The organism is Azospirillum lipoferum 4B (assembly GCF_000283655.1).
GTDB classification, from domain to species: Bacteria; Pseudomonadota; Alphaproteobacteria; order Azospirillales; family Azospirillaceae; genus Azospirillum; species Azospirillum lipoferum_C.
Map to the genome: position 1 here is coordinate 345,613 of NC_016622.1, position 24,232 is coordinate 369,844.

Here is a 24,232-nt window from a genome sequence, read left to right on the forward strand (position 1 = left end):
TTGACGGCCGGATGGGTGCAAGGTCGCGCCGTTTTTTGGCGCTCACCCCTCAGGACCGATCATGAGCAACCAGCAGCCCGCCGTCACCTTCGAGGAAATCCGCGCGCTCGTGCGCAACCTGCCCGGCCCCGACCTGGAGGCCGGCACCGCGGCCCTCCAGCGCGAACGGCAGCTGACCAAGCCCGCTGGCTCGCTCGGCCGGCTGGAGGAGATCGCGCAGTGGATGGCGACCTGGCAGGGCCAGCACCCGGCCGAGCTTCGCCGCCCGCGCGTCGCCGTCTTCGCCGGCAACCATGGCGTGGCCGCCCGCGGCGTCTCGGCCTTTCCGGCCGAGGTGACGGTGCAGATGGTCGCCAACTTCCAGAATGGCGGTGCCGCGGTCAACCAGCTCTGCGAGGTGGCCGACGCCGACCTGCGCGTCTACGAGCTGGACCTGGAGAACCCGACCGCCGACTTCACCCAGGGTCCGGCCATGGGTGAGGAGGAATGCTGCCGCACCATGGCCTACGGCATGATGGCGGTTGAGATGGGCGTCCAGCTGCTGGCGCTGGGCGAGATGGGCATCGCCAACTCGACCTCGGCGGCGGCGATGTGCCTCGCCCTGTTCGGCGGCGAGGCGGCCGACTGGACCGGTCGCGGCACCGGCATCGACGATGCCGGCCTTGCCCGCAAGATCGCTGCGGTGGAGGCTGGCGTCGCCGCCAACCCGCAGGCCAAGGACGACCCGTTCGAGGCGCTGCGCTGCCTGGGCGGCTACGAGTTCGCCGCCATCGCCGGCGCCATCCTGGCCGCCCGCGTCGCCCGTGTGCCGGTTCTGCTCGACGGCTTCGCCTGCACCGCCGCCGCCGCCGTGCTCTACAAGGCCGACCGCCGCGCGCTCGATCACTGCATGGTCGCCCACCGCTCGGTCGAGCCGGGCCACACCCGCCTGATGCAGGCCATCGGCAAGGAGCCGCTGCTCGATCTCGGCATGCGGCTGGGCGAGGGCTCCGGTGCCGCGCTGGCGATCAACATCGTGAAGTCCGCCGTCGCCTGCCACGCCGGCATGGCGACCTTCGCCGACGCGGGCGTCAGCACTCAGGGGTAACGATGGGTACGGATGGTGTGGGGGCGGCTTTCGCCCTCACAACATCCCGTCCGCCAGATCGCTGATCGCCGCCGACAGGAACAGGTCCAGCATCACCAGGGCCGCCGCGGCCAGCCCCGACAGCGACAGGGCGGTGCGCAGAACGAACCACTGGTAGGTCAGCATCGCCATCATCACGCCGAAGACCAGCGCTTCCGACATGCCGGACGGCAGCAGACCGCTGGCGGACAGAACGATGGCCGGCAGGTAGATCGCCATCTGCACCACGGCCGACCAGTTGTAGGCGGTCAGCGCGCCGGGATAGAGCTCCTCCTTGCCCAGCAGCGCCGATATGCGGAACAGGGCGAGCGGGAAGGCGGTCCAGCTGACGACATAGGCGATGCCCTCCACCGTCACCAGCTGCAGCACCGGGGTGCCGTCCAGCTGGTCCCACAGCCGGATCGCAAGCAGCAGGGCGTAGGCCGGCAGCACCACCAGCGCCGCATAGAAGGAGTTCAGCGCTCCCTCGGGAGTGCGGTCGAAGAACTCCATCCCCGTCCGGTCGAAGCGGGCCAGCCGCCAGGCGCCGGTCAGCGCGGACAGGATGGCGGGGGTGGTCAGCGGCATCATGGTGTCCCGGTTGGAAGACTCACCCGGCAAGGCGCGTGAACACGCCCTTCAGGATGGCCTCGTAGATGTCCGTCAGCCGGCGGAGATCCTCCACCGAACAATATTCGTCGACCTTGTGCATGGTCTGGCCGACCAGCCCGAACTCCACCACCGGGCAGACATTCTTGATGAAGCGGGCGTCCGACGTGCCGCCGGTGGTCGAGTATTCGGGACGGCGTCCGGTCACCCCCTCCACCGCCTCGGCCACCAGCTCGGTCAGCGGACCGGGCGGGGTGACGAAGCTGTCGCCGGAGCAGTAGACCTCCAACTCATAGGCGCCGCCGATGGAATCGAAGGTGCGGCGCAGCCACGCCTCGATGCCGGCCGGGGTGTGGGCGTCGTTGAAGCGGATGTTGAAGGTCGCCTTGCCCTGGGCGGGAATGACGTTTGTCGCCGTGTTGTCGACATCGATGGTGGTCAGCGCCAGGGTGGAGGGCTGGAAATGCGCTGTCCCCTCGTCCATCGGGTGTTCGGTGATGGCGGCCAGCATGCGAACCAGCCGCGGCAATGGGTTGTCGGCCAGATGGGGGTAAGCGACATGGCCTTGCGCGCCGAACACGGTCAGGAAGCCGGTCAGGCTGCCGCGCCGGCCGATCTTGATCATGTCGCCGAGAGCCTTGGGGTTGGTCGGCTCCCCCACCACGCAGGCGTCGATGCGCTCGCCGCGCTCGGCCATCCAGTCCAGCACCTTGCGGGTGCCGTTGATCGCCACCCCTTCCTCGTCGCCGGTGATCAGCAGGCTGATGGAGCCGGCGGGCGGGCCGTCCTGCAGCCGGCGCGACACGGCGGCGACGAAGGCGGCGATGGCGCCCTTCATGTCCACCGCACCGCGGCCGAACAGGCGTCCGCCCATCACCTCGCCGGCGAAGGGATCGACCGTCCAGCCCTTGTCCCCCGGCGGAACCACGTCGGTGTGGCCGGCGAAGCAGAAATTGGGACCGCCGGTGCCGAGCCGGGCATAGAGGTTCTCCACCGGCTCCGTTCCCTCCTGCTGGAAGCGCAGGCGGTGGCAGGTGAAGCCCATCGGCGCCAGCGCCGCCTCCAGCACGGCCAGCGCACCATCGTCGCGCGGCGTGACGCTGGGGCAGCGGATGAGGTCCTGGGCGAGGGCGATGGGGTCGATGGTCATGGGCTGTCCGGTTCGCAAGTCATGGTCCCTCTCCCGCCTTTCGCACAAACTTCGTTTGTGCTGACGGCGTCAGGCGGATCGAAGATCCGCCGAGAGCCCCGGGAGAGGGAAGGGGACCACCGCAAAGCGGTGGGAAGGGTAAGGGGTGAATCAAGGATCAGAAATCCATGTCCGGGTAGCCCCTCACCCTCCCCACTTTGTGGGTCCCCTCCCTCTCCCGGGGCGGGAGAGGGCCTATAAGCCGATCAGTCGCGCAGCAGGTCGTTGATCGCGGTCTTCGAGCGGGTCTTCTCGTCGACGCGCTTGATGATGACGCAGCAGTACAGGCTCGGGCCGGGGGTGCCGTCCGGCAGCGGCTTGCCGGGCAGCGAGCCGGGGACCACGACCGAATAGGCCGGGACGCGGCCCATGAAGACCTCGCCGGTGTGGCGGTCGATGATCTTGGTCGAGGCACCGATGTAGCAGCCCATGGAGATGACCGCACCTTCCTCGACGATCACGCCCTCGACGACTTCCGAACGGGCGCCGATGAAGCAGTTGTCCTCGATGATGACCGGGTCGGCCTGCAGCGGCTCCAGCACGCCGCCGATGCCGACGCCGCCCGACAGGTGGACGTTCTTGCCGATCTGGGCGCAGGAGCCGACGGTGACCCAGGTGTCGACCATGGTGCCGCTGTCGACATAGGCGCCGACATTGACGAAGCTGGGCATCAGGATGACGCCGGGGGCGACATAGGACGACTTGCGGGCGATGGCGCCGGGCAGGGCGCGGAAGCCGGCGTTCTGGAACTGGCCTTCGCTCCAGCCCTCGAACTTCGGCGGCACCTTGTCGTACCAGGAGGAGCCGCCGGGGCCGCCGGGGATCATCTCGTTGGCGTTCAGGCGGAAGGACAGCAGCACCGCCTTCTTCAGCCACTGGTTGACCTTCCAGCCATCGGCGGTCTTCTCCGCGACGCGCAGGTCGCCGGCATCCAGCGCGTCCAGCGCCGCGTTCACGGCGTCGCGGACGGAACCGGTGGTGGCGGTGGTGAGATCGGCCCGGTTTTCCCAGGCGGCGTCGATGGTGGCCTGCAGGCTGGCGTGGCTCATGGCGCGGTCGTTCTGCTGTCGATTGTCCAAGGGACGGCACCATGGAGCCGCATCGCGCCCGCTGTCAACCGTACCCGCGGCCGAAAATAGCCGCTTTGCGACAAAGCCCTACAGGCCCGCAACGCCGGCCAGCCAGGACGGCAGGTCGTCCACGGTGTGGTCGATATGGACCCCGGCGCCGACGCCGGCCTTCTCATACTCCTGCTCGCCGCGGACCCAGACTGTGGTCATGCCCAGCGCGTGGGCGGGGGCGAGGTTGCGGGCGATGTCCTCCACCATGCAGGCGTCGGCGGGGTTGACGCCGTGGCGCTCCACCAGGGTGGCATAGGGGCGGGGGTCGGGCTTCGGCACATAGCCGGCCGCGGTGATGTCGAACACCGCCTCGAACCGGTCGATGATGCCGAGCCGGCCGGCGACGTTCTCCGCATGGCGGACCGAGCCGTTGGTGTAGATGATCTTGCGGCCGGGAAGCCGGTCGAGCGCGTCGGCGAGCTGGGCGGAGGGCTGGACGCCGGTGACGTCGATGTCGTGGACATAGTCCATGTAGGCCACCGGATCAACGTCGTGCTCGCTCATCAGGCCGCGCAGCGTCGTGCCGTAATCGCGGAAGAACTGCTTCTGCCGCACCCTGGCCTCGTCCATGCCGATGTTGAAATGCGCGGCGATGAACTCGTTGATGCGGAGGTCGACCTGGGCGAACAGGTTGCAGGACGCCGGGTAGAGCGTGTTGTCGAGATCGAAGATCCACACCGCGCGGTCCCGCAGCGCGGAAGGGAGCTTGGTGGCGGGGGCGGGCGCCGGTGCGGCGGGAGAGGTCGGGGCGGTCATTCCCGAAGAATGGGGCCGATGCCGGCCGGCCGCAAGCCGCTTCACAAGGTCGCAGCCTGCCGATGGTGCCTTTCTCCGGGCGGGGCAATGCGGAGTTCTCCGCCTCGTTGGTTGATTGAAGATTAACCTCTAAAGGGGTAGCATGACCGGACTCTGCAATGCTTTGCAGCCTAAGGTTTCTGCCTCCGCCCGTTTCGTGGATTGCCCATCTGGGATCGCCGTGGACCTTCTTCTGACCACCGGTACCTCCGCCTCTCCCTCCGCCGCCACCGGCGGCCAGACCGGCCCCGTGACGCTTGTCGCGCTTTATCCCGGCCCGGCTCTGCGGCTGGACTCGGCCCTGGCCATCGCCGAAGCCAATGCGGAGGCGGAGGACATGATGGACAGCGATCCGCGCTGGCTGCCCGATCTCCGCGGCTGGCTCACAGCATCCAGCGTGGCGCCGGGCCTGCGCTCGGTGCCGGTGGAGTCGTTGCGCGGAATCATGATCGTCGAATGGGCGGGCGTGCCGCTGCCGGACGGCGGCTTCCTTCTGCTGGGCCGCGACGACACGCTGGAACGGCAGCTGCGCCATACGCTGACCGAATCCCGCCGCCGCTACAAGGATCTGGTGGAGGTCTCCTCCGACTTCGCCTGGGAGACGGGCCCCGACGGCACCTTCGTCTTCGTCAGCCACAAGGGCGCCCTGGGGTATCCGGCCGACGCGCTGATCGGCCGCGACCCGCGCAGCCTCGCGCTGGAGGAGGCGGAAGACCTGCCGATGCCCTTCGACTGCCGCCGCCCGGTCGACCAGACGGAGCTTTGGCTGAAGAGCGCCGACGGCACGCCGGCCTGCATCGTCGCCTCCGCCCTGCCGCTGTTCGGGCAGCAGGGCGACTGGATCGGCGCCCGCGGCGTCTGCCGCGACGTGACGGATCAGGTGCTGCGCTCCAACGAGCTGGCGCGCATCCGGAACCGCGAAAGGCTGCTGGGCCATATCGTCCACACCCTGCGCGACCGCCTGGACGCCGCGGAGGCGCTGGCCGTGGCCGCGACCGAGACGGCGCGGGCGCTCAGCGCCGACGGTTGCCGCATCTACCGGGCGGAAGAGGGGAGTGGGGAGGGCGACCGCGTCGCCCTGTCGCTGGTGGCGGAATTCGGGGCCGAACTGCCCGAGGTGGGCACCGCTCTGCTCGACCGCATTGCCAACGGCGAGGGGCTGGTGGCCGACCGGCTGGGCGACATCCAGCTGATCGGCGAGCGGACGGAATACCGGCAGGCGGTGAACGGCGCCTTGCTGGTCTGGCGCGCCGGAGATTCCGAACCCTGGGACGACGACGACCGGCAGCTGATGTCGGGCGTGGCCGACCATATCGGCATCGCGCATGCCCATCTCGCCTATCAGGAGCGGCTGCGTCGCCTGTCGGAACGCGACGGGCTGACCGGGCTGTTCAACCGCCGCACCTTCTTCGAACGGCTGGAGGAATCGATCTCGCGGCCGGACAGCGGCCCGTCGGCCCTGCTCTATGTCGACCTCGACAACTTCAAGGCGGTCAACGACCTGCACGGTCACCAGCAGGGCGACACGGTCCTGAAGGCCATCGGCACGCTGCTGACCACCGGGGTGCGGCCGGGCGACCTGCCGGGCCGGCTGGGCGGCGACGAGTTCGTCCTGTGGCTGGGCCGCACCGACGAGGCGAAGGCCCGCGTCGTCGCCGAACGGCTGCTGAAGGGCATGCGCGAACTGGCCCACCTGTCGGCCAGCCCTGAGAAGCCGCTGGGCCTGTCGATCGGCATCGCCGTCCACATTCCCGGCCGCGGCGAGACGGTGCGGGAGTTGACCGACCGTGCCGATGCCGCCATGTACGACGCCAAGAAGAGCGGCAAGGGCCATTATGCCCTGGCCCCCGCCTATCGGGCGGTCCCCGAGGTGTCTTCTTCCGATGTTCCCGCCGCGGAGCCCGCACCGTGACCCCGCCTGCCGCACAGCGTCCCGAAGCGCTCGACCCTGCCGACTACGAGTCCGCCAAGCGGATGGTGCAGAGCCAGGATCCGGCGATCCGCCGGAAGGTGGCCGAACATCCCAAGACCCGGCCGGAGCTGCTGTATTTCCTCGCCGCCGACGCCGCGGCGGAGGTGCGGCGCGCCATCGCGACAAACGCCGGGACCCCGCGTCAGGCCGATTTGCTGCTGGCCAAGGACCGCGAGGTCATGGTGCGTCAGGCGGTGGCGCAGAAGATCGCCCGCCTGCTGCCCGAACTGTCGGCCGATCAGGCGATCCAGATCGAGCGGCTGACCGTGGAGTGTCTGGAGACGCTGGCCCGCGATCAGGCGACGGAGGTGCGCGGCATCCTGGCCGAGGCGCTGAAGGACCTGCCCAACGCCCCGCACGGCGTGATCAACCGGCTGGCCCGCGACGTGGAGCTGTCGGTCTGCGGCCCGGTGCTGCAGCATTCACCGATCCTCACCGAAGAGGATCTGACCGACATCATCATGAAGGGGCCGGTGCGGGGCGCGATGACCGCCATCGCCAGCCGGCAGAACGTTACGGCGTCGGTCGCCGACGCCATCGCCCGGTCGGACGACGAGGCGGCGGTGACGGCGCTGCTCGGCAACCCGTCGGCCCAGATCCGGGAGGAGACGCTCGACCGCATCCTCGATCAGGCGCCGCAGCACGAGCCCTGGCATTCGCCGCTGGTCCGCCGTCCACGCCTGCCGGCGCGCGCGGTGGCGCGGCTGGCCAGCTTCGTCGCCGACAATCTGCTGAAGGTTCTGCAGGACCGGGACGATCTTGACCCTGCCGCCGCGCGCAATCTGGTGGAGGCGGTGCGCCAGCGGGTGGGGCAGGCCGGTGCCGGCGCCGCGCCCGGCCTGCCGCTCGGGCCGGTCGATTTCGGTGAGGAGGCGGTCGGCGGTGCCGCCGCCGGACCGGAAAAGCCGGTGGAACGCCCCAGCGACAAGGCGGCACGCCTGAACAAGGAAGGCAAGCTGACCGAGAAGCTGATCGAAGGATCGATGGTGGAGGGCGACCGCGCCTTCGTCATGGCGGCGCTGGCGGAGTTGTCGCAGATCGAGTTGGCGGTGGTCGACCGCATCGTCGCCACCCATGCGCCGCGCGCCGTCACCGCCCTGGTGTGGCGTGCCGGGCTGACCATGCGCTTCGCCCGGCAGGTGCAGTTGCGGCTCGCCCAGATTCCGCCAAAAACGGCGCTTAATGCTCGCGACGGCACGCACTATCCGATGACCGATGAAGAGATGCGCTGGCAGCTCGAATTCTTCGGCGTCGAGGCGAAGGCGTGACGTTCCGTCCCCTATCCGGTTCTTGTGGTATGCGTGTCGCTTTTCTTGCCTTTTTCGTCATCCTCATCGCCGCCGCCACCAGCTTCGCCGCCCCGCCGCGCGAGACGCCGGAGGAGCGGGCGGTCGCCGCGACCTTCGACGCCGCCCGGACCGCGCTGGCCGAAAGGCGCGGGTCGGCGGTGATCCCGCTGCTCACCCGCAACTCGGTCAAGACACTGGAGTCGGTGCGCGATGCCGCCCGCCAGCCCGGCGAGGCGCCGCTGCAGAGGCTGGAACCGGCGGAACGTTTCGCCGCCATGGGGCTGCGCCGCTATCTCGGCCCGTCGGACCTGCGCCGCATGTCGGTCGGCGACATCGCCAACCATGCGCTGAAGGCCGGATGGCTCGGACCCAACGTCATCTCCCGCAGTTCGCTGGGGCCGGTGCGGGTGAAGGGCGACCGGGCCTCGGGCCTGCTGATGGTCGACAACCGGCCGGCGCTGGTCCCCGCCGATTTCGTGCGCGAAGGCGGGGCGTGGCGCATCGACCTCGCCAGCGTCTTCACCTTCGGCAGCCAGATGCTGAAGGGCTTCGCCGCCATGTCCGGCAAGGATGAGACGGCCTATATCGACGACCTGCTGAACAGGCTGCCGGCCAAACCGGGGGCCACGACGCTCCGCTGAGGCGGGAATAGGACCATTCCGTTCCGCCGCGGCCATCCGCCCGGTTGCGGGCTTCCCATCCGTTGCGTAGACTCGCGCCCGCTTCCACCAAGTGTTGGCGCCGACGATGACCGCACCGGAAGAGACCAGTTCCTCACCAGCCGCCGGCCGGACCGTGCCCTGCGGCGCCCGTTTCCGTGCCGCGGTTCTGGAGCTTGCCGCCATGCGCGGGGTCGGGGTGCCGTTGCTTCTGGCCGCCTCGCTGCTGCTGGCACCGGAGGGGGGCGCCGATCCGGGCCTGCGCGACTCTGATGGGGAAGCGGTTCTTGAGGTGGGGAAAACCGACGCTTCCGATGCCGCGATCCGCAAGGCGCTGGCCATGGCGCTGGCGCTGTCCGATCCCGGCGCCCGTATCCTGCCGGGCGAGGATGTTCGCCGGCTGGAAGCGGCGGTCGAGACGCTGGGCTACCGCAACAAGACGCTGGCCCATGCGCTGCAGCGGTTGTCCTTCCAGCCGCTGGACGGCCGCATCACCGACGTGCGCGACGCCGCGCAGCTGTTCGGCTTCGTCAATGAATGGTGTTTCGACGAGGATCAGGTCCGGCGGCGATTCCGCGAACTGGCGCCGGTCTACCACCCGGATACCGGGATCGTCGCCTGCCGCGAGCGGATGGGCCAGTTGATCGACGCCCGCAACCTGCTGGTCCACCATGTCCGCAACGTCTATGGCTCCGGCGACTGGATGGGGAGGCGCGGCGGGCCTTCTGCGTGAGTTGAGCTTCAGCGCTCCAGCCCGATCGCCTCCTCGACGATCGCCTGGTCCAGCTTGGCCCCGTCCAGGACCGCGCCGGTCAGGTCGGCCCCGGTCAGGTCGGCTTCGCTCAGATCGGCCCCGGTCAGGTCGGCACCCGCCAGATTGGCGCCGGCGAGATTGGCTTTGCGCAGATCGGCCTTGCAGAGCAGCGCCATGCCCAACCGGGCCCGCTGCAGGTTGGCGCGCCAGATGTGGCCGCTCATGGTCTGGATATGGACGGGGCCGAGCTGGACGCCGGTCAGGTTGGCGCCGGTCAGGGTGGCCCGCTCGAAATTCACGCCGCGCAGATCGGCGTTCGACAGATCGGCCTTTCGCATGTCGGCCAGAGACAGGTCGGCTATCGCCATTGCCGCGCCTGTCAACCTGGCGCCGCGCAGCGCGATGCATTGCAGGATGGCCGCGGACAGGTTGATGCCGTCCAGCTTCCGCCCCGACAGGTCGAGCGCGGACAGGTCGGCGCGCTTGCCGGACTTGCCGCCGCTGTCGATCCAGGACAGATGCTCCACCAGGATGTCGCGCAGGTCGTCGTCCGGATTCTCCAGCGTCTTCGCCAGAACCGCCGCCTGGATGTTGGGGGAACGCAGCTGGGCCGCGTCCAGGATGGCGCCGATCAGCGTGGCGCCGCTGAAATTGGTGCGGTTGATGGCGCAGCCGGTCATCACCGCTCCCGACAGCCGGGCGCCCGAGAGGTTCGCCTCCGTCAGGTCGGCGTCGGTCAGGTCGCAGCCGGTCAGGTTGGAGCCGGTCAGGTTGGCGCGCATGAACTTCGTGCCGCGCAGGATGGCGTCGGTCATGTCGGTCTGCATGACGAAGGCGTTGGCGACCTTCGCCCGCGACAGGTCGGCGCCGCGGATGGTCGCCGCCGTCAACTCCGATGTCAGGACGCTGTCCTCATACTGGTGGGAGAGCATCTCGCCGCTGGAATCGTAATGCAGCAGGGTTCCATCGCGCAGATCGACCTCGACCAGCGTGGCCTCGCTCAGCACCGCACCGCGCAGGCAGGCGCCGCGCAGGTCGGCCCGGCGCAGGTCGGCCTTTTCCAGGTTGGCCAGCCGCAGGTCGGCCGCATAGAGGTTGGCGTTGGCAAGGTTGGCGCCGGTTAGCCGGGCGCTGAACAGCTTGGCGCCCGACAGGTCGGCATCCGACAGGTCGATGCCTGAAAGATCGAGATGCGACAGGTCGCGCATCTTCAGGTTGGCGCGCACACCGCCCGGCTGGCTCTTGCGGAAAGCCTGGTGCCGCAACAGGATCGCGTTGAGCTGGCTCTGGGTCAGCTTGGTTCGCGGGCTGTTGGAACCGAAGCCCTGGGCGGACGACATCGCCGGGATACCTTCTCTATTTGATGAGTCATAATCCGAAAGAGTGGCGAAAATTTCGTTAAGGTGCGAAGATTTGTGACAAGTGTCGGACGGATAACCGGCCGGCGGCAAGGTCGACCTTCGGCCGAAGCCATGGAGGTCCTTCTAGTGGTTGACTCTCCAGACCGGCTTCTCTATGTTTCGCCGACCTGTCTTCCGCCAAGTCGATAGACCGGGTACCCCGGCCCAATGCCGGGTATCTCCGCCAGTCCGCGAGTGTCGCGCACTGGCGCTTTCGTGCTTGTGCGGGTGGCGGCCTGACGCTGGACCCGGAACTGGGGAACGAGTATCGCATGTTCGAAGGCCTGACCGGACGCCTGGGCGACATCTTCGACAAGCTGCGCCGCCGTGGCGCGCTTTCCGAGGAGGATGTCTCGGCCGCGCTGCGCGAAGTTCGCGTGGCGTTGCTGGAGGCTGACGTCGCTCTGCCCGTCGTCAAGCAGTTCGTCTCCCAGGTGAAGGAGCGCGCCGTCGGGCAGGAGGTGCTGAAGTCGGTCACCCCCGGCCAGCAGGTCATCAAGATCGTCCACGACAACCTCGTGGAGATGCTGGGTGAAGGCGCCGACATCAACCTGAACGCCGCTGCCCCGGTGCCGATCCTGATGGTCGGCCTCCAGGGCTCGGGCAAGACCACCAGCACCGCCAAGATCGCGCTCCGCCTGAAGACGAAGGAGCGCAAGAAGGTCCTGATGGCCTCGCTGGACGTCCGCCGTCCGGCCGCCCAGGAGCAGCTGAAGGTTCTCGGCGAGCAGACCGGCGTCGCCACGCTGCCCATCGTTCCGGGCCAGGACCCGGTCGCCATCGCCAAACGCGCCATCGAGACCGGCCGTCTCGAAGGCTACGACGTCGTCATGCTCGACACCGCCGGCCGCCTCGCCATCGACGAGGAGCTGATGGCGGAGGTCGCGGCCGTCCGCGACGCGACCAAGCCGGTGGAAACGCTGCTGGTCGCCGATGCGATGACCGGCCAGGACGCCGTCACCGTCGCCACCAATTTCAACGACAAGGTCGGTATCACCGGCATCGTGCTGACCCGCATCGACGGCGACGCGCGCGGCGGTGCGGCCCTGTCGATGCGCCAGATCACCGGCAAGCCGATCAAGCTGCTGGGCGTCGGCGAAAAGATCGACGCGCTGGAGCCCTTCCACCCCGACCGCATCGCCGGCCGTATCCTCGGCATGGGCGACGTGGTGTCGCTGGTGGAGAAGGCCGTCGAGACCATCGACAAGGACGAGGCCGAAAAGCTCGCCCGCAAGATGGAGAAGGGCCAGGGCTTCGACCTCGACGACATGGCGATGCAGCTGAAGCAGCTCCGCAAGATGGGCGGCATGTCCGGCCTGATGGGAATGCTGCCGGGCATCGGCAAGATCAAGGACCAGCTGAAGGACGCCAACGTCGACGACGGGATGATCAAGCGCCAGGAGGCGATCATCTCCTCGATGACCAAGGCGGAACGCAAGAACCCCGACATCATCAAGGCTTCGCGCCGCAAGCGCATCGCCGCCGGTTCCGGCACCTCGGTGCAGGAGGTCAACAAGCTGCTGAAGCAGTTCGAGACCATGCGCGGAATGATGAAGCAGGTGCAGAAGCTTGGGAAGAAGGGGATGCTGCGCGGCGGCCTGGGCAATCTGCTTCCGAAGGGACTCGGCGGCTTCGGCGGCAAGGGGCCTTTCGGCTGACCTGACCGCCTCTCGAAATCACCTGATACCTGTTTGACTTGAGAAGAGAAAGTTTCGACCAATGGCTCTGAAGATTCGTCTGGCTCGCGGTGGTGCGAAGAAGCGTCCGTTCTACTCGATCGTCATCGCGGACGCCCGCAGCCCGCGTGACGGCCGCTTCATCGAGAAGATCGGCACCTACAACCCGATGCTGCCGCGCGAGCACGAGCAGCGCATCATCCTGAACGCCGAGCGCGCCAAGCATTGGCTGTCGGTCGGCGCCCAGCCGACGGACCGCGTCGTTCTGTTCCTGGCCAATGCCGGCCTGGTGGAGAAGCCCGCCGTCCGCGAGACCCCGAAGAAGTCGGCTCCGAAGGCCAAGGCGCAGGAGCGTCTGAAGGCCGAGGCCGCCGCCGCTGCGGCTGCCGCCGAGGCCTAAGGCTGGTGCCTGAGGTTGGGGTCGTGACGACGTGCCGGGTGCTCCTGCGATGACCGCCAAGATCTGTGTCGGCCAGTTCGCGGGATCGCACGGCGTGCGGGGGCTGGTGAAGCTGCGCAGCTTCACCGCCGAACCCGCCGACATCGTGACCTTTGGCCCGCTGTCGGACGAAGCCGGCGCCCGCCGCTTCTCGGTGACGCTCCAGGGCATGGTCAAGGACAACTTCCTGGCCAAGGTCGACGGGGTGACGAGCCGGGAACAGGCGCAGGCGCTGGCCGGTGTGCGGCTCTATGTCGACCGCGACGCCCTGCCGGCGACCGAGGACGAGGACGAGTTCTACCACGCCGACCTGATCGGCCTGCGTGCGGAACTCGCCGACGGAAGCCTCTACGGCACGGTGAAGGCGATCTACGATTTCGGTGCCGGCGACGTGCTCGAAGTCAGGACCGCCGGCGGGCCGCTGGAGATGCTTCCCTTCTCCAAGGCCTGCGTGCCGGTGGTGGATGTCCGGGGCGGCCGCATCGTCGTCGATCTTCCGGCCGTGATCGAAGCCCGCGAGGGCGCCGAGGACGAGGCGGAAGACGGGGGTGAGGACGGAAGCGGGGACCGGAGCGGGAGCGAGGGGCCGTGAACCACGGCGCCGAAGGCCCGCGGGTCTGGACCGCCAAGGTTCTGACGCTGTTCCCGGAGATGTTTCCGGGGCCGCTCGGCCATTCGCTGGCCGGCAAGGCGTTGGAAAATGGAGTCTGGGCGCTGGAATCGGTGGACATTCGCTCGTTCGCGCGCGATAAACACCGCTCCGTCGACGACACCCCCTTCGGTGGAGGGGCCGGCATGGTCATGCGGCCCGACGTGCTGGACGCGGCTTTGACCGCGACGGCGGGACCTGTGGGGGCACCGGGACGCGGCCGGGCGATCTATCTGTCGCCTCGCGGACGGGTGCTGAACCAGGAACTGGTCAAGGAGCTGGCCGCCACCCCGGTGGTGACGCTGCTCTGCGGCCGGTACGAAGGGGTGGACCAGCGGGTCCTCGATGCGCACGGCCTCGAAGAGGTCAGCCTCGGGGATTTCGTGCTGTCCGGCGGGGAGCTCGCCGCGCTGAGCCTGATGGATGCCGTGGTGCGCTTGCTCCCCGGCGTCATGGGCAACGTGGAGACGGCGGGCGAAGAGAGTTTCGAACGGGGGTTGCTCGAATACCCCCACTACACCCGGCCGGCGGTCTGGACCGACGGGCAGGGTGTGGAGCGCGCGGTGCCGGAGGTTCTGCTGTCCGGTCACCACGGAAAGGTCAAGGCTTGGCGGCTTGCCGAGGCGGAGGGGATCACGGAGGCCCGACGGCCCGACCTGTGGTCGCTCTACCAGGCGGGGCGTCCGGCAGAAAACGTTACGAACAAGGGTCGGCGGCAGGCTCGCCGGCGCGACCCGAAACCGGAGTGACGGTCCGCCGCGAGGCGCGCCGATAGAAAAGGGGTAGTGCTATGAACCTGTTGCAGCAGCTCGAGCAGGAGCAGATCGAGAAGGCCCTCGGCGGCAAGACGATCCCGGAGTTCTCCTCGGGCGATACCGTCCGCGTGAACGTGAAGGTCGTCGAAGGCACGCGCGAGCGCGTCCAGGCCTATGAGGGCGTCGTCATCGCCCGTAAGAACGCCGGCCTGAACAGCTCCTTCACGGTCCGCAAGATCAGCTACGGTGAGGGCGTGGAGCGCGTGTTCCCGCTGTACTCCCCGCGCATCGATTCGATCGAGCTGGTCCGCAAGGGCGCCGTCCGTCGCGCCAAGCTGTACTATCTGCGCGATCTGCGCGGCAAGGCCGCCCGCATCGCCGAGCGCACCACCGGCCGCGGCATGGTCAACGGCCGCCGGGCTGCCGAGTAAGGCGCCCACCGGTTCGTTCCAGGTTCATAGATTCGGCGCCCGGCCGTCAGGCTGGGCGTCTTCGTCCCGTCACCATCAGCAAAGCTTAAGGAGTAGGCGCCATGAAGCGCACGTTCCAGCCCTCCAAAATCGTGCGTAAGCGTCGCCATGGCTTCCGCGCCCGTATGGCCACCGTCGGCGGCCGCAAGGTCATCGCCCGCCGCCGCGCCCGCGGCCGCAAGGTTCTGAGCGCCTGATCCCCGCGATGGCGGCGCCGGACCACAAGGTCGGGCGCCTGATGCGGCGGCCGGAATTTCTGGCCGTGGCCGGGACACGGCGCAAGCATGTGGCTCCCGGCCTGATCCTCCAGGTGCGCCGGCACGACGACAAGCAGCGGCCCGCCGATGGCGGTCCGTCGATCCGTCTCGGACTGACGGCGAGCCGCAAGGTCGGCAACGCGGTGGTGCGCAATCGCGCCCGCCGCCGTTTGCGTGAGGCCGCGCGGCAGATACTGCCCATCCACGCCGCACCGGGCCACGACTTCGTCCTGGTCGCGCGCGGCGACACGGCCGAGCGGCCGTGGACCGACCTGCTCGGCGACCTGACGGCCGGGCTGAAACGCCTCGGCCTGTGGCGCGAGGCGGCAGGGTAGGGGGCCCGCGACGTCATGTTTCGCATTGCCGGCCTCAGCCCACTCGCGCATCTTCTTCGCGCGCTCGTTTATCTCTATCGCTGGACCTTGTCGCCCTTCGTGGGCTGGCATTGCCGTTTCCAGCCGACCTGCTCCTGCTACGCCATCGAATCGCTGGAAAAGCACGGCGCCATCCGGGGGGGATGGCTGACGCTGCGCCGGCTCGGGCGTTGCCATCCCTGGGGCGGGTCCGGCTGGGATCCCGTGCCCGACACATCGGCCCCGTCATCGTCGCGCGGCGGACTGCGCCGTCACCACTTTGATGCGGCGGATCGGGAAAAGGGCATGCGGCGGTTGCTCAGCCCGGCGAAAACCCGTAACAAGGCCGCGCACACGCCGCCCTTCTAGTAAAGGCCCCACGGCAACCGGGACGCCATGACCGACCAACGCAACCTCATCATCGCGATTGCCCTGTCGATCGCCATCCTTCTGGGCTTCCAGTATTTCTACGAGAAGCCGCGGGTGGAGCAGCAGAAGCAACTCGCCGCCCAGCAGGCCGCCCAGACGGAGCAGTCGGTGCCGGTGCCGGCCCCCGGCGTGCCCGCCCAGCAGCCCCCCGCCATGGCAGAGGTCGCGAAGGAGCGCCCCGTCCTGCTTGCCGAGCAGCTGGCGGCCGGCGCCCGCGTGAAGATCGACACGCCGGCTCTGCACGGCTCCGTCAACCTCGTCGGCGGCCGCATCGACGACCTGACGCTGGCCCAGTACCACGAGACCCCGGACCCCAAGAGCCCGGAGATCGTGCTGCTGGCGCCGGCCGGCACGCCCGCCGCCTATTACGCCGAGTTCGGCTGGGTTCCGCAGGGCGCCGGCATCGCCACCCCGACCGCGACCACCCGCTGGACCGCCGACGGCACCGCGCTGACGCCTGAGAAGCCGCTGACCCTGACCTGGGACAACGGCCAGGGCCTGGTGTTCGAGCGCAAGATCGCCGTCGATCCGGACTTCATGTTCACGGTGACGCAGACGGTCCGCAACACCGGCGCCAACCCGGTCACCCTGCTGCCCTACAGCCTGGTGTCGCGCACCGGCACGCCGCAGACCTCGGGCTATTACATCCTGCATGAAGGCCCGCTGGGCGTCTTCAACGGCACGCTGACCGAGCGGTCCTACGACGACCTGCGCAAGAAGGGCACCGAGCCCATCGAGACCACCGGCGGCTGGCTCGGCATCACCGACAAGTACTGGCTGGTGTCGGTCATCCCGGACCCGGCGCAAAAGGTCACCGCGCGCTTCGTCCACAGCACCGTCGCCAATGCCGACCGTTATCAGGCCGACTTCATGGGCGATGCGGTCACCGTGGCTCCCGGCGCCTCGGCCGAGAGCACCGGCCGCCTGTTCGCCGGCGCCAAGCAGGTGAAGCTGCTGGACGCCTATTCCGAAAAGCTGAACATCAAGAACTTCGATCTGGCGATCGATTTCGGCTGGTTCTATTTCCTGACCAAGCCCTTCTTCTACGCGCTCGACTTCTTTGGGCAGGTGCTGGGCAACTTCGGCCTCGCCATCCTGCTGCTGACCGTCTGCGTCAAGGCCGTCTTCTTCCCGCTCGCCAACAAGTCCTATCAGGCGATGAGCAAGATGAAGGCCCTGCAGCCCAAGATGCAGGAGCTGCGCGAGAAGTTCAGCGACGATCAGGCGCGCATGAACCAGGAACTGATGGCCATGTACAAGCGCGAGAAGGTCTCGCCTGTGTCGGGCTGTCTGCCGATCCTGATCCAGATCCCGGTGTTCTTCGCGCTCTACAAGGTGCTGTTCGTGACCATCGAGATGCGGCACGCGCCCTTCTTCGGCTGGATCCACGACCTGTCCTCGCCCGATCCGACGACCATCTTCAACCTGTTCGGCCTGATCCCCTGGGATCCTCCCGCCATGCTGCATCTCGGTGCCTGGCCGCTGATCATGGGCGTCACCATGTGGCTGCAGCAGAAGATGAACCCGGCCCCGCCGGACCCGATCCAGCAGAAGGTGTTCCAGTTCCTGCCCATCGTCTTCACCTTCATGCTCGCCGGCTTCCCGGCCGGTCTGGTGATCTACTGGGCCTGGAACAACCTGCTGTCGGTCGCCCAGCAGTGGACCATCATGCGCCGCATGGGCGTGAAGGTCTGATCGTCGGATCTTCGACCCCTCTGCCCATCGTCTGAGACCTGCCGCCGGCAAAGACCCTTGACGGGACTTTGCCGGCGGTATGTTTTTTAGCCCGTACCAACGAAAGCGCCCGCCATGACGACTCCCGACACGCCGACCACGAACACTCCCAGCATCGTTTCCGGCTTCGACGAGGCCGCGCTGGAGGCCGGGCGGCTGCTGTTCGCCAAGGAGTGCGACTTCGTCTGGGGCGCCAACGCGCTGAACCAGCTGCCTGAGGCCGATTTGCCGGAGGTCGCCTTCGCCGGGCGGTCGAATGTCGGCAAGTCGAGCCTGGTGAACGCGCTGACCGGTCGCAAGACGCTGGCCCGCACCTCCAACACGCCGGGGCGCACGCAGCAGCTCAACTTCTTCAACCTCGGCAACCGGCTGAAGCTGGTGGACATGCCGGGCTACGGCTATGCCAAGGAATCGAAGGAGAAGGTGGAGGCGTGGAACGACATGGTCCGCCGCTTCCTGCGCGGGCGGGTGACTCTGCGCCGGGCGCTGGTGCTGATCGATTCGCGCCATGGGCTGAAGCCCAACGACCATGAGATCATGGAGATGCTGGACCGCACGGCGGTTCCCTATGTCGTCGTGCTGACCAAGGCGGACAAGGTGAAGCCGACGGAGCTGGATAAGATCCGCCACGACACCCAGGCGGGGCTGAAGAAGCACCCCGCCGCCTTCCCCGACATCCACGTCACCAGTTCGGAGAAAGGCACCGGCATCGCCGAGCTGCGCGCCAGCCTCGCCGCGCTCGCACTCGCCGCGGAATAGCACGGAGAGACGGCGATGGGTGGCCTCTCCCCCGCGCTGCTGTTCCTGATGCAGGCCCTGCTGCTGATCGCGGGGCCGTTCCTGCTGTGGCGGCTCGGCGGCGGGCGTCACATCGCGCCGATGGTGGTGATCCAGATCCTGTTCGGCGTTGCTCTGGGGCCGTCGCTGCTCGGCCAACTGGTGCCGGAGCTGTGGGGCGTGCTGTTCGCGCCGGCCGCCCTGGCGCCGCTGTCGGGCCTCGCGCTGATGGCCGTCGTCTTTTTCGCCTTCCTGACCGGGCTGCACCTCGACCCTGCCGATTTCCGCGGGCGGGGCGGCGCCTTCGCCACGGTGGCGCTATCCAGCATGATCGTGCCGACGCTGATGGGCGGAGCGTTGGGCTGGTGGCTGGCCGGCGCTTTTCCCGGCATGACCGGACCGCACGCCACGCCGGGCCTGTTCGCCGCCGGCTTCGGCATCTGCGTCGGCGTCACCGCCCTGCCGGTGCTGGGTGCCATCCTGCGCGAGATGGATTTGCTGGGCGATCGGGTCGGTCGGCTGGCGCTGGGCTATGCGGCGGTGAACGATGCGCTGCTGTGGCTGCTGATCACCGCCGTGCTGGCTTGGGCCTCGGCGGATGGCCTGTCGGGCGGTGGCGGCGGCTGGGCGGTTGCCCGGGTGGGGGCGCTGGGCTTCGCCTATGTCGGGGTGACCGTTCTGGTCGTGCGTCCGCTGCTGGACCGCCTGCTGGAGCGGGTGGCACCCGACGGGCGGATGGGGGATACCGCGGTGGTGGTGACCTGCGCCGCCCTGCTGTCCTCGGCCGCGGTGACCGAGCTGATCGGGCTGCATTATATCCTGGGTGCCTTCGTCGCCGGAACCGCCATGCCGCGGCGCTACGCCGCCGCGATCCTCGACCGGCTGGAGCATTTCTCGACATTGATCCTGCTGCCCTTCTTCTTCACGCTGACCGGGCTGAAGGTGAACCTGACGCTGGACGATCCGGCGCAGTGGACGGTCTTCGCATTTGCCACCCTGGCGACGCTCGTCGGCAAGATGGCCGGCACGACCTTGCCCGCGCGCCTGAGCGGGGAGAGTTGGCCGGACGCCCTTCGGCTGGGCACGCTGATGCCCTGCAAGGGCCTGATGGAGGTGATCGTGCTGACCGTCCTGCTGGAGGCGGGGGTGCTGTCCGGCGCCTGCTTCTCGGCGATGGTGCTGATGGCGGTGGCGGTGACCGCAGTGACCCAGCCGATGACCCGGCTGGCCGGATGGTGGCGCCCGGCCGGCGCGGCATCGGCCGCAGCCGGCCGGCACGGGGGTATGTGACCGTTAAATTGACCCCTAGGCAACCGGCCGGCCTTTCCGTTAAAGAAACCCGACATTCCACCCCGACAAAGGGCATCCTCCCGTGCAGACTCCCACCCGTGACGAGTGGCTCGCCAAGGCCCGTACCCTGTCCGAAGCGCTGCCCTACATGCGCCGCTATGCCGGGAGCACCTTCGTCATCAAGTACGGCGGCCACGCCATGGGCGACGCCAGCCTGGCGGAGCTGTTCGCGCGCGACATCGTCCTGCTGAAGCAGGTCGGCATCAATCCGGTGGTCGTCCATGGCGGCGGTCCGCAGATCGGCCAGATGCTGGAGCGGCTGAAGATCAAGTCCAGCTTCATCGACGGCCTGCGCGTCACCGACAAGGAGACGGTCGAGGTGGTCGAGATGGTGCTGGCCGGCTCCATCAACAAGCAGATCGTCGCCGCTATCAACGGCGCCGGCGGCCGTGCCGTCGGCCTGTCGGGCAAGGACAGCAACCTGATCACCGCCCGCCGTCTGGAGCGCGTGCAGCGCGACCCCGACAGCAACATCGAGCGGGTGCTGGACCTCGGCTTCGTCGGTGAGCCGTACAAGGTCAACCCGCAGATCCTGCATGCTCTGGCGCAGTCGGACATCATTCCGGTGATCGCGCCGGTCGGCTTTGACGTCAACGGCGACACCTACAACATCAACGCCGACACGGCGGCCGGCGCGGTCGCGGCGGCGGTGAAGGCGGCGCGCTTCTTCCTGCTGACCGACGTTGCCGGTGTCCTCGACAAGGACAAGAAGCTGATCGAGAAGATGTCGCTGGAGGATGCCCACAAGGCCATCGCCGACGGCACCGCATCCGGCGGCATGATTCCGAAGATCGAGACCTGCATCGGCGCGGTGGAGCAGGGCGTCGACGCCGCTGTTATCCTCGATGGCCGCGTGCCGCATGCGCTGCTGCTGGAGATCTTCACCGAGGGTGGCGCCGGCACCCTGATCGGCAAGGCCTGATGCTGCGAACGGGGGGCCGATGAGCGACCTGCGCAAGGACCTGCTCCGCCAGATGAAGGCCATCCGCGACAGGATGGACCCGAAGCTGGTGGAGCGCGCCAAGCTGGCGGCGTTGGGCAAGGTCCCCTACGACAGCGATGCCGCCAAGGAGGCGGTCGGCCATTTCCTGGATGCCAAGCGGGACGGCGGTGCCTTCCGCCGCAAGCTCGAGCAGGCGTTGCGGGCGGAAGGCACGCCGCTGGACCTCGACACCGAGGGGAAGGTGCCGCCGCCGGTGAAGCCAAGACGCGGCGGCCGGATGACCTGACAACCCGACGCGCCGCCGCCAACCACGCAAGGAGCACGGCCTTGCTGCATGTCTTCGTCAATGACGTCGGTCTGCTGCGCTGGGCCAGAGAGGCCGCGGAGGGGGCGGAGCCGCTGCCCGAGGCCACCGTCTGGCTGGACCTGATCGATCCGACCGCCGAGGAGCTGGCGCGGGCGGAGGCGCTGATCGGCACCAGCCTGCCCACCCGCGAGCAGATGGCGGAGATTGAGGAGTCGAGCCGCCTGCGGATCGCCGGCGGCGCCCTGACCATGACCGTCACCGCCCTGGTCTGGGCCGACACCGACGAGCCGCGCATCGCAACGGTCAGCTTCGTGCTGGCCGGGCGCCGGCTGGTCACCATCCACGACATCGATCCGCAGGCCCTGCTGGCCTTCCGCCGCCGCGCCTCCCATGGGCAGGTGCCCGCCTCCCGTGGCGAACTGGTTCTGGCGGCGCTGGTGGACGGGATGGTCGACCGCACCTCGGCCGTGCTGCGGCGGACCGGGGTGGAGCTGGACGTGCTGAACCGCCGCTTCTTCCGCGGGCGCAAGCTGCGCTCGCGTGGCGAGACGCTGGACGACGCCCAGACGCTGAAGCGCATCGGCCATGCCGGCCACCTGATCGGCAAGGCCCGCCTCAGCTTGGCCAGCCTGTCGCGCATGACCGATTTCCTGGCGCGCGGCGACGGCTGGAACTCCGGCAAGGCGACACGGCGCTGGGCCAAGACGACGCTGCAGGACCTGCGCGGGCTCGACCAGTATGCCCGTTTCCTATCCGGCAAGGTCGCGTTGGCGCTGGACACTGCGCTGGGCCAGATCAATGTGGAGCAGAACGAGATCGTCAAGATCGTCTCGGTCCTGACCGTCCTGCTGTTCCCGCCGACCCTGGTCGCCAGCATCTGCGGCATGAATTTCGAAGAGATGCCGGGGACCGACTCGCCCTTCGGCTATCCCAGTGCCCTGGGGCTGATGCTGCTGTCGGCATTGCTGCCGATGATCTATGTCCGTCTGAAACGCTGGATGTGACGCGCGTTCCATACAGTATGGCCGGCGGATCGTTCGCAGTTCTTTCCTTTTGACAGGGGCCGTCCGTCCCGGCAGGATGGGCGCATTCCAGGGGGGTCCCGACAGGGGGCTGAGATACCAACGGCCGGACGGCGCCAAGCGTCACCGGCAGCGTGGTGACCCTTCGAACCTGATCCGGGTCATACCGGCGAAGGGAGGGACCTCGTGACGGGCCGATTCTCGCCCCGTCCGGCCGTATCAGACCCGTCATGTCGGGGAACGGCCCGCACGAAGACACCGCACCTCCGTCCGCAGTCCCGGGTTTGTCCGCCCAACTCCGACGGAGAAACCCAATGCCTAAGGACTTCAACGAAACCGCCCTCCGCATTTCGACCGGCCCGCTGCCGTCGTCGCGGAAAATTCATCTGCCGGGCACGCGCTTTCCCGATCTGCGCGTCGCCATGCGCGAAATCGCGCTGTCGGGCGGCGAGCCGCCGCTGACCGTCTACGACGCCTCCGGTCCCTACACCGACGAGGCTGTGGCCATCGATGTGCGGGCCGGGCTGGCCAAGCACCGCCGCGACTGGATCCTGGCCCGTGGCGATGTGGAAACGACGGCCGGTGGCGTGCTGCGCGCCAAGGGCGGCGGGGCCGTCACGCAGATGGCCTATGCCCGCGCCGGCATCGTCACCGCGGAAATGGAATACATCGCCGTCCGCGAGAATCTCGGCCGCGCCGCGGCGCTGGAGACAATCCGCGACGGTGAGGATTTCGGGGCCGAGATTCCCGACTTCATCACGCCGGAATTCGTCCGCGACGAGGTGGCGCGCGGGCGGGCGATCATCCCGTCCAACGTCAACCACCCCGAGTCGGAGCCGATGATCATCGGCCGGAACTTCCTGACCAAGATCAACGCCAACATCGGCAACTCCGCCGTGACCTCCTCGATCGAGGAGGAGGTGGAGAAGATGGTCTGGTCGATCCGCTGGGGGGCCGACACCGTGATGGATCTCTCCACCGGCTCCGACATTCACCAGACCCGCGAATGGATCCTGCGCAACTCGCCGGTGCCCATCGGAACGGTGCCGATCTATCAGGCGCTGGAAAAGGTGAAGGGCAGGGCGGAGGACCTGACCTGGGAACTGTTCCGCGACACGCTGATCGAGCAGGCGGAGCAGGGCGTCGATTACTTCACCATCCACGCCGGGCTGCGGCTGGCCCATATCCCGCTGACCGCGAAGCGGGTGACCGGCATCGTCTCGCGCGGCGGCTCGATCATCGCCAAATGGTGTCTGGCGCATCACCGCGAGAGTTTCCTCTACGACCATTTCGCCGACATCGTCGAAATCTGCCGCGCCTATGACGTGGCGCTGTCGATGGGGGACGGGTTGCGGCCGGGCAGCCAGGCCGACGCCAACGATGCCGCCCAGTTCGCCGAGTTGGAGACATTGGGCGAGTTGACGAAGATCGCCTGGGCGCGGGACGTGCAGGTGATGATCGAAGGGCCGGGCCATGTGCCGATGCACAAGATCAAGCACAATGTCGAGAAGCAGCTGGCCTTGTGCGGCGAGGCGCCCTTCTACACGCTGGGGCCGTTGGTGACCGACATCGCGCCGGGCTACGACCACATCACCAGCGCCATCGGTGCGGCGATGATCGGCTGGTTCGGCACGGCGATGCTCTGCTACGTCACGCCGAAGGAACATCTGGGGCTGCCCGACCGCGACGACGTGAAGGCCGGCGTCATCGCCTACAAGATCGCCGCCCATGCCGCCGACCTCGCCAAGGGCCACCCGGCGGCCCGATTGCGCGACGACGCCATGTCGCGTGCCCGCTTCTCCTTCCGCTGGCGCGACCAGTTCGCCCTGTCGCTCGATCCCGAGACGGCGATGTCCTACCACGACGAGACCCTGCCCGCCGAAGGGGCCAAGACCGCGCATTTCTGTTCGATGTGCGGACCGAAATTCTGTTCGATGAAGATCACGCAGGAAATCCGCGATGCCGCGGAGTCCGGCATGGCCGAGATGTCGCAGAAGTTCCGCGAGTCGGGCGGGGAGATTTACCAGCCGGCGGAGTGAGTGAGGTCCCGACAGTGATGCCCCCTCCCTAACCCTCCCCCGCTAACGCGGGAGAGGGGACTGCCGCCGCTCCTTCACACAGCTTTCGCAAAGCTCCTACCCCCTCTCCTGCCGAAGGCGGGGGAGGGATGGGGAGGGG

25 protein-coding genes and 1 riboswitch are annotated in these 24,232 nt (G+C 68.2%); of the genes, 20 read left to right on the forward strand and 5 right to left on the reverse strand.

Translation table 11 applies throughout. The features are described from left to right. Nucleotides 1-61: 61 nt before the first annotated feature. Nucleotides 62-1,087, forward strand: coding sequence for a nicotinate-nucleotide--dimethylbenzimidazole phosphoribosyltransferase (gene cobT, locus AZOLI_RS01520; RefSeq protein WP_014246812.1), 1,026 nt, complete (start codon nt 62-64; stop codon nt 1,085-1,087). 36 nt (nt 1,088-1,123) lie between these two features. On the opposite strand, the gene AZOLI_RS01525 is transcribed toward cobT, so the two are convergent. From AZOLI_RS01525 to AZOLI_RS01540, 4 genes are all read right to left on the reverse strand, one after another. Then, entirely contained in the window at nt 1,124-1,696 is a 573-nt protein-coding gene (locus tag AZOLI_RS01525; protein WP_014246813.1) for a hypothetical protein, read from the reverse strand. A 19-nt stretch (nt 1,697-1,715) separates the two neighbouring features. Then, a complete protein-coding gene (dapE, locus tag AZOLI_RS01530; protein WP_014246814.1) occupies nt 1,716-2,864 on the reverse strand; it encodes a succinyl-diaminopimelate desuccinylase in 1,149 nt (382 codons plus the stop codon). 245 nt (nt 2,865-3,109) lie between these two features. Next, nucleotides 3,110-3,952: a 2,3,4,5-tetrahydropyridine-2,6-dicarboxylate N-succinyltransferase gene (gene dapD / locus AZOLI_RS01535; RefSeq protein WP_014246815.1), complete on the reverse strand. Its 843-nt coding sequence runs from the start codon at nt 3,950-3,952 to the stop codon at nt 3,110-3,112. A 108-nt stretch (nt 3,953-4,060) separates the two neighbouring features. After that, nucleotides 4,061-4,780, reverse strand: coding sequence for a pyrimidine 5'-nucleotidase (locus tag AZOLI_RS01540; protein ID WP_014246816.1), 720 nt, complete (start codon nt 4,778-4,780; stop codon nt 4,061-4,063). Nucleotides 4,781-5,000: 220 nt separating this feature from the next. Between AZOLI_RS01540 and AZOLI_RS01545 the strand changes: the two genes are divergently transcribed. From AZOLI_RS01545 to AZOLI_RS01560, 4 genes are all read left to right on the forward strand, one after another. Continuing rightward, nucleotides 5,001-6,731, forward strand: coding sequence for a sensor domain-containing diguanylate cyclase (locus tag AZOLI_RS01545; RefSeq protein ID WP_014246817.1), 1,731 nt, complete (start codon nt 5,001-5,003; stop codon nt 6,729-6,731). Next, nucleotides 6,728-8,059, forward strand: a complete 1,332-nt coding sequence (locus tag AZOLI_RS01550; protein WP_014246818.1) for a DUF2336 domain-containing protein — start codon at nt 6,728-6,730, stop codon at nt 8,057-8,059. Before AZOLI_RS01545 ends, AZOLI_RS01550 begins: the two co-directional genes overlap by 4 nt. Before the next feature lie 29 nt (nt 8,060-8,088). Next, a complete protein-coding gene (locus AZOLI_RS01555; protein WP_014246819.1) occupies nt 8,089-8,721 on the forward strand; it encodes a hypothetical protein in 633 nt (210 codons plus the stop codon). Between the two features lie 106 nt (nt 8,722-8,827). Beyond that, the gene (locus AZOLI_RS01560) at nt 8,828-9,472 is read left to right on the forward strand and encodes a hypothetical protein (protein ID WP_014246820.1); all 645 of its coding nucleotides are present in this window, start codon (nt 8,828-8,830) and stop codon (nt 9,470-9,472) included. Between the two features lie 8 nt (nt 9,473-9,480). Here AZOLI_RS01560 and AZOLI_RS01565 read toward each other — a convergent pair whose 3' ends face one another. Further along, complete coding sequence (locus AZOLI_RS01565) at nt 9,481-10,833, reverse strand: pentapeptide repeat-containing protein (RefSeq protein WP_014246821.1); 1,353 nt, start codon at nt 10,831-10,833, stop codon at nt 9,481-9,483. 332 nt (nt 10,834-11,165) lie between these two features. Between AZOLI_RS01565 and ffh the strand changes: the two genes are divergently transcribed. From ffh to thiC, 15 genes are all read left to right on the forward strand, one after another. Further along, nucleotides 11,166-12,551 (forward strand): signal recognition particle protein, encoded by a 1,386-nt coding sequence (gene ffh / locus AZOLI_RS01570; protein WP_014246822.1) that lies wholly within the window; start codon nt 11,166-11,168, stop codon nt 12,549-12,551. Nucleotides 12,552-12,612: 61 nt separating this feature from the next. Next, complete coding sequence (gene rpsP, locus AZOLI_RS01575; protein WP_014246823.1) at nt 12,613-12,969, forward strand: 30S ribosomal protein S16; 357 nt, start codon at nt 12,613-12,615, stop codon at nt 12,967-12,969. Nucleotides 12,970-13,018: 49 nt separating this feature from the next. Beyond that, entirely contained in the window at nt 13,019-13,600 is a 582-nt protein-coding gene (gene rimM, locus AZOLI_RS01580; protein WP_014246824.1) for a ribosome maturation factor RimM, read from the forward strand. A gap of 59 nt (nt 13,601-13,659) precedes the next feature. Further along, on the forward strand, nt 13,660-14,406 hold the full coding sequence (gene trmD, locus AZOLI_RS01585; protein ID WP_244442547.1) for a tRNA (guanosine(37)-N1)-methyltransferase TrmD: 747 nt from the start codon (nt 13,660-13,662) through the stop codon (nt 14,404-14,406). Between the two features lie 41 nt (nt 14,407-14,447). Then, nucleotides 14,448-14,843 carry a 50S ribosomal protein L19 gene (rplS, locus tag AZOLI_RS01590; RefSeq protein ID WP_012973145.1) on the forward strand — a complete coding sequence of 132 codons (396 nt, stop codon included), beginning with the start codon at nt 14,448-14,450 and terminating at the stop codon, nt 14,841-14,843. Between the two features lie 101 nt (nt 14,844-14,944). Next, nucleotides 14,945-15,079, forward strand: coding sequence for a 50S ribosomal protein L34 (gene rpmH, locus AZOLI_RS01595; RefSeq protein WP_012973146.1), 135 nt, complete (start codon nt 14,945-14,947; stop codon nt 15,077-15,079). Nucleotides 15,080-15,087: 8 nt separating this feature from the next. Then, nucleotides 15,088-15,474, forward strand: coding sequence for a ribonuclease P protein component (gene rnpA / locus AZOLI_RS01600; protein WP_014246826.1), 387 nt, complete (start codon nt 15,088-15,090; stop codon nt 15,472-15,474). A 15-nt stretch (nt 15,475-15,489) separates the two neighbouring features. Then, entirely contained in the window at nt 15,490-15,861 is a 372-nt protein-coding gene (gene yidD, locus AZOLI_RS30910; protein ID WP_014246827.1) for a membrane protein insertion efficiency factor YidD, read from the forward strand. A 27-nt stretch (nt 15,862-15,888) separates the two neighbouring features. After that, nucleotides 15,889-17,616, forward strand: a complete 1,728-nt coding sequence (yidC, locus tag AZOLI_RS01605) for a membrane protein insertase YidC (protein ID WP_014246828.1) — start codon at nt 15,889-15,891, stop codon at nt 17,614-17,616. 114 nt (nt 17,617-17,730) lie between these two features. Then, nucleotides 17,731-18,414: a ribosome biogenesis GTP-binding protein YihA/YsxC gene (gene yihA / locus AZOLI_RS01610; protein WP_014246829.1), complete on the forward strand. Its 684-nt coding sequence runs from the start codon at nt 17,731-17,733 to the stop codon at nt 18,412-18,414. A gap of 15 nt (nt 18,415-18,429) precedes the next feature. Continuing rightward, nucleotides 18,430-19,722: a cation:proton antiporter domain-containing protein gene (locus AZOLI_RS01615; RefSeq protein WP_014246830.1), complete on the forward strand. Its 1,293-nt coding sequence runs from the start codon at nt 18,430-18,432 to the stop codon at nt 19,720-19,722. A gap of 82 nt (nt 19,723-19,804) precedes the next feature. Further along, nucleotides 19,805-20,704 carry an acetylglutamate kinase gene (argB, locus tag AZOLI_RS01620; protein ID WP_014246831.1) on the forward strand — a complete coding sequence of 300 codons (900 nt, stop codon included), beginning with the start codon at nt 19,805-19,807 and terminating at the stop codon, nt 20,702-20,704. A 19-nt stretch (nt 20,705-20,723) separates the two neighbouring features. Beyond that, a complete protein-coding gene (locus AZOLI_RS01625; protein ID WP_014246832.1) occupies nt 20,724-21,011 on the forward strand; it encodes a hypothetical protein in 288 nt (95 codons plus the stop codon). Nucleotides 21,012-21,052: 41 nt separating this feature from the next. After that, entirely contained in the window at nt 21,053-22,036 is a 984-nt protein-coding gene (locus AZOLI_RS01630; protein WP_014246833.1) for a magnesium transporter CorA family protein, read from the forward strand. Between the two features lie 79 nt (nt 22,037-22,115). Then, a riboswitch (TPP riboswitch) is annotated at nt 22,116-22,249 on the forward strand. Nucleotides 22,250-22,368: 119 nt separating this feature from the next. Beyond that, a complete protein-coding gene (gene thiC, locus AZOLI_RS01635; RefSeq protein WP_014246834.1) occupies nt 22,369-24,093 on the forward strand; it encodes a phosphomethylpyrimidine synthase ThiC in 1,725 nt (574 codons plus the stop codon). Nucleotides 24,094-24,232: the final 139 nt, after the last annotated feature.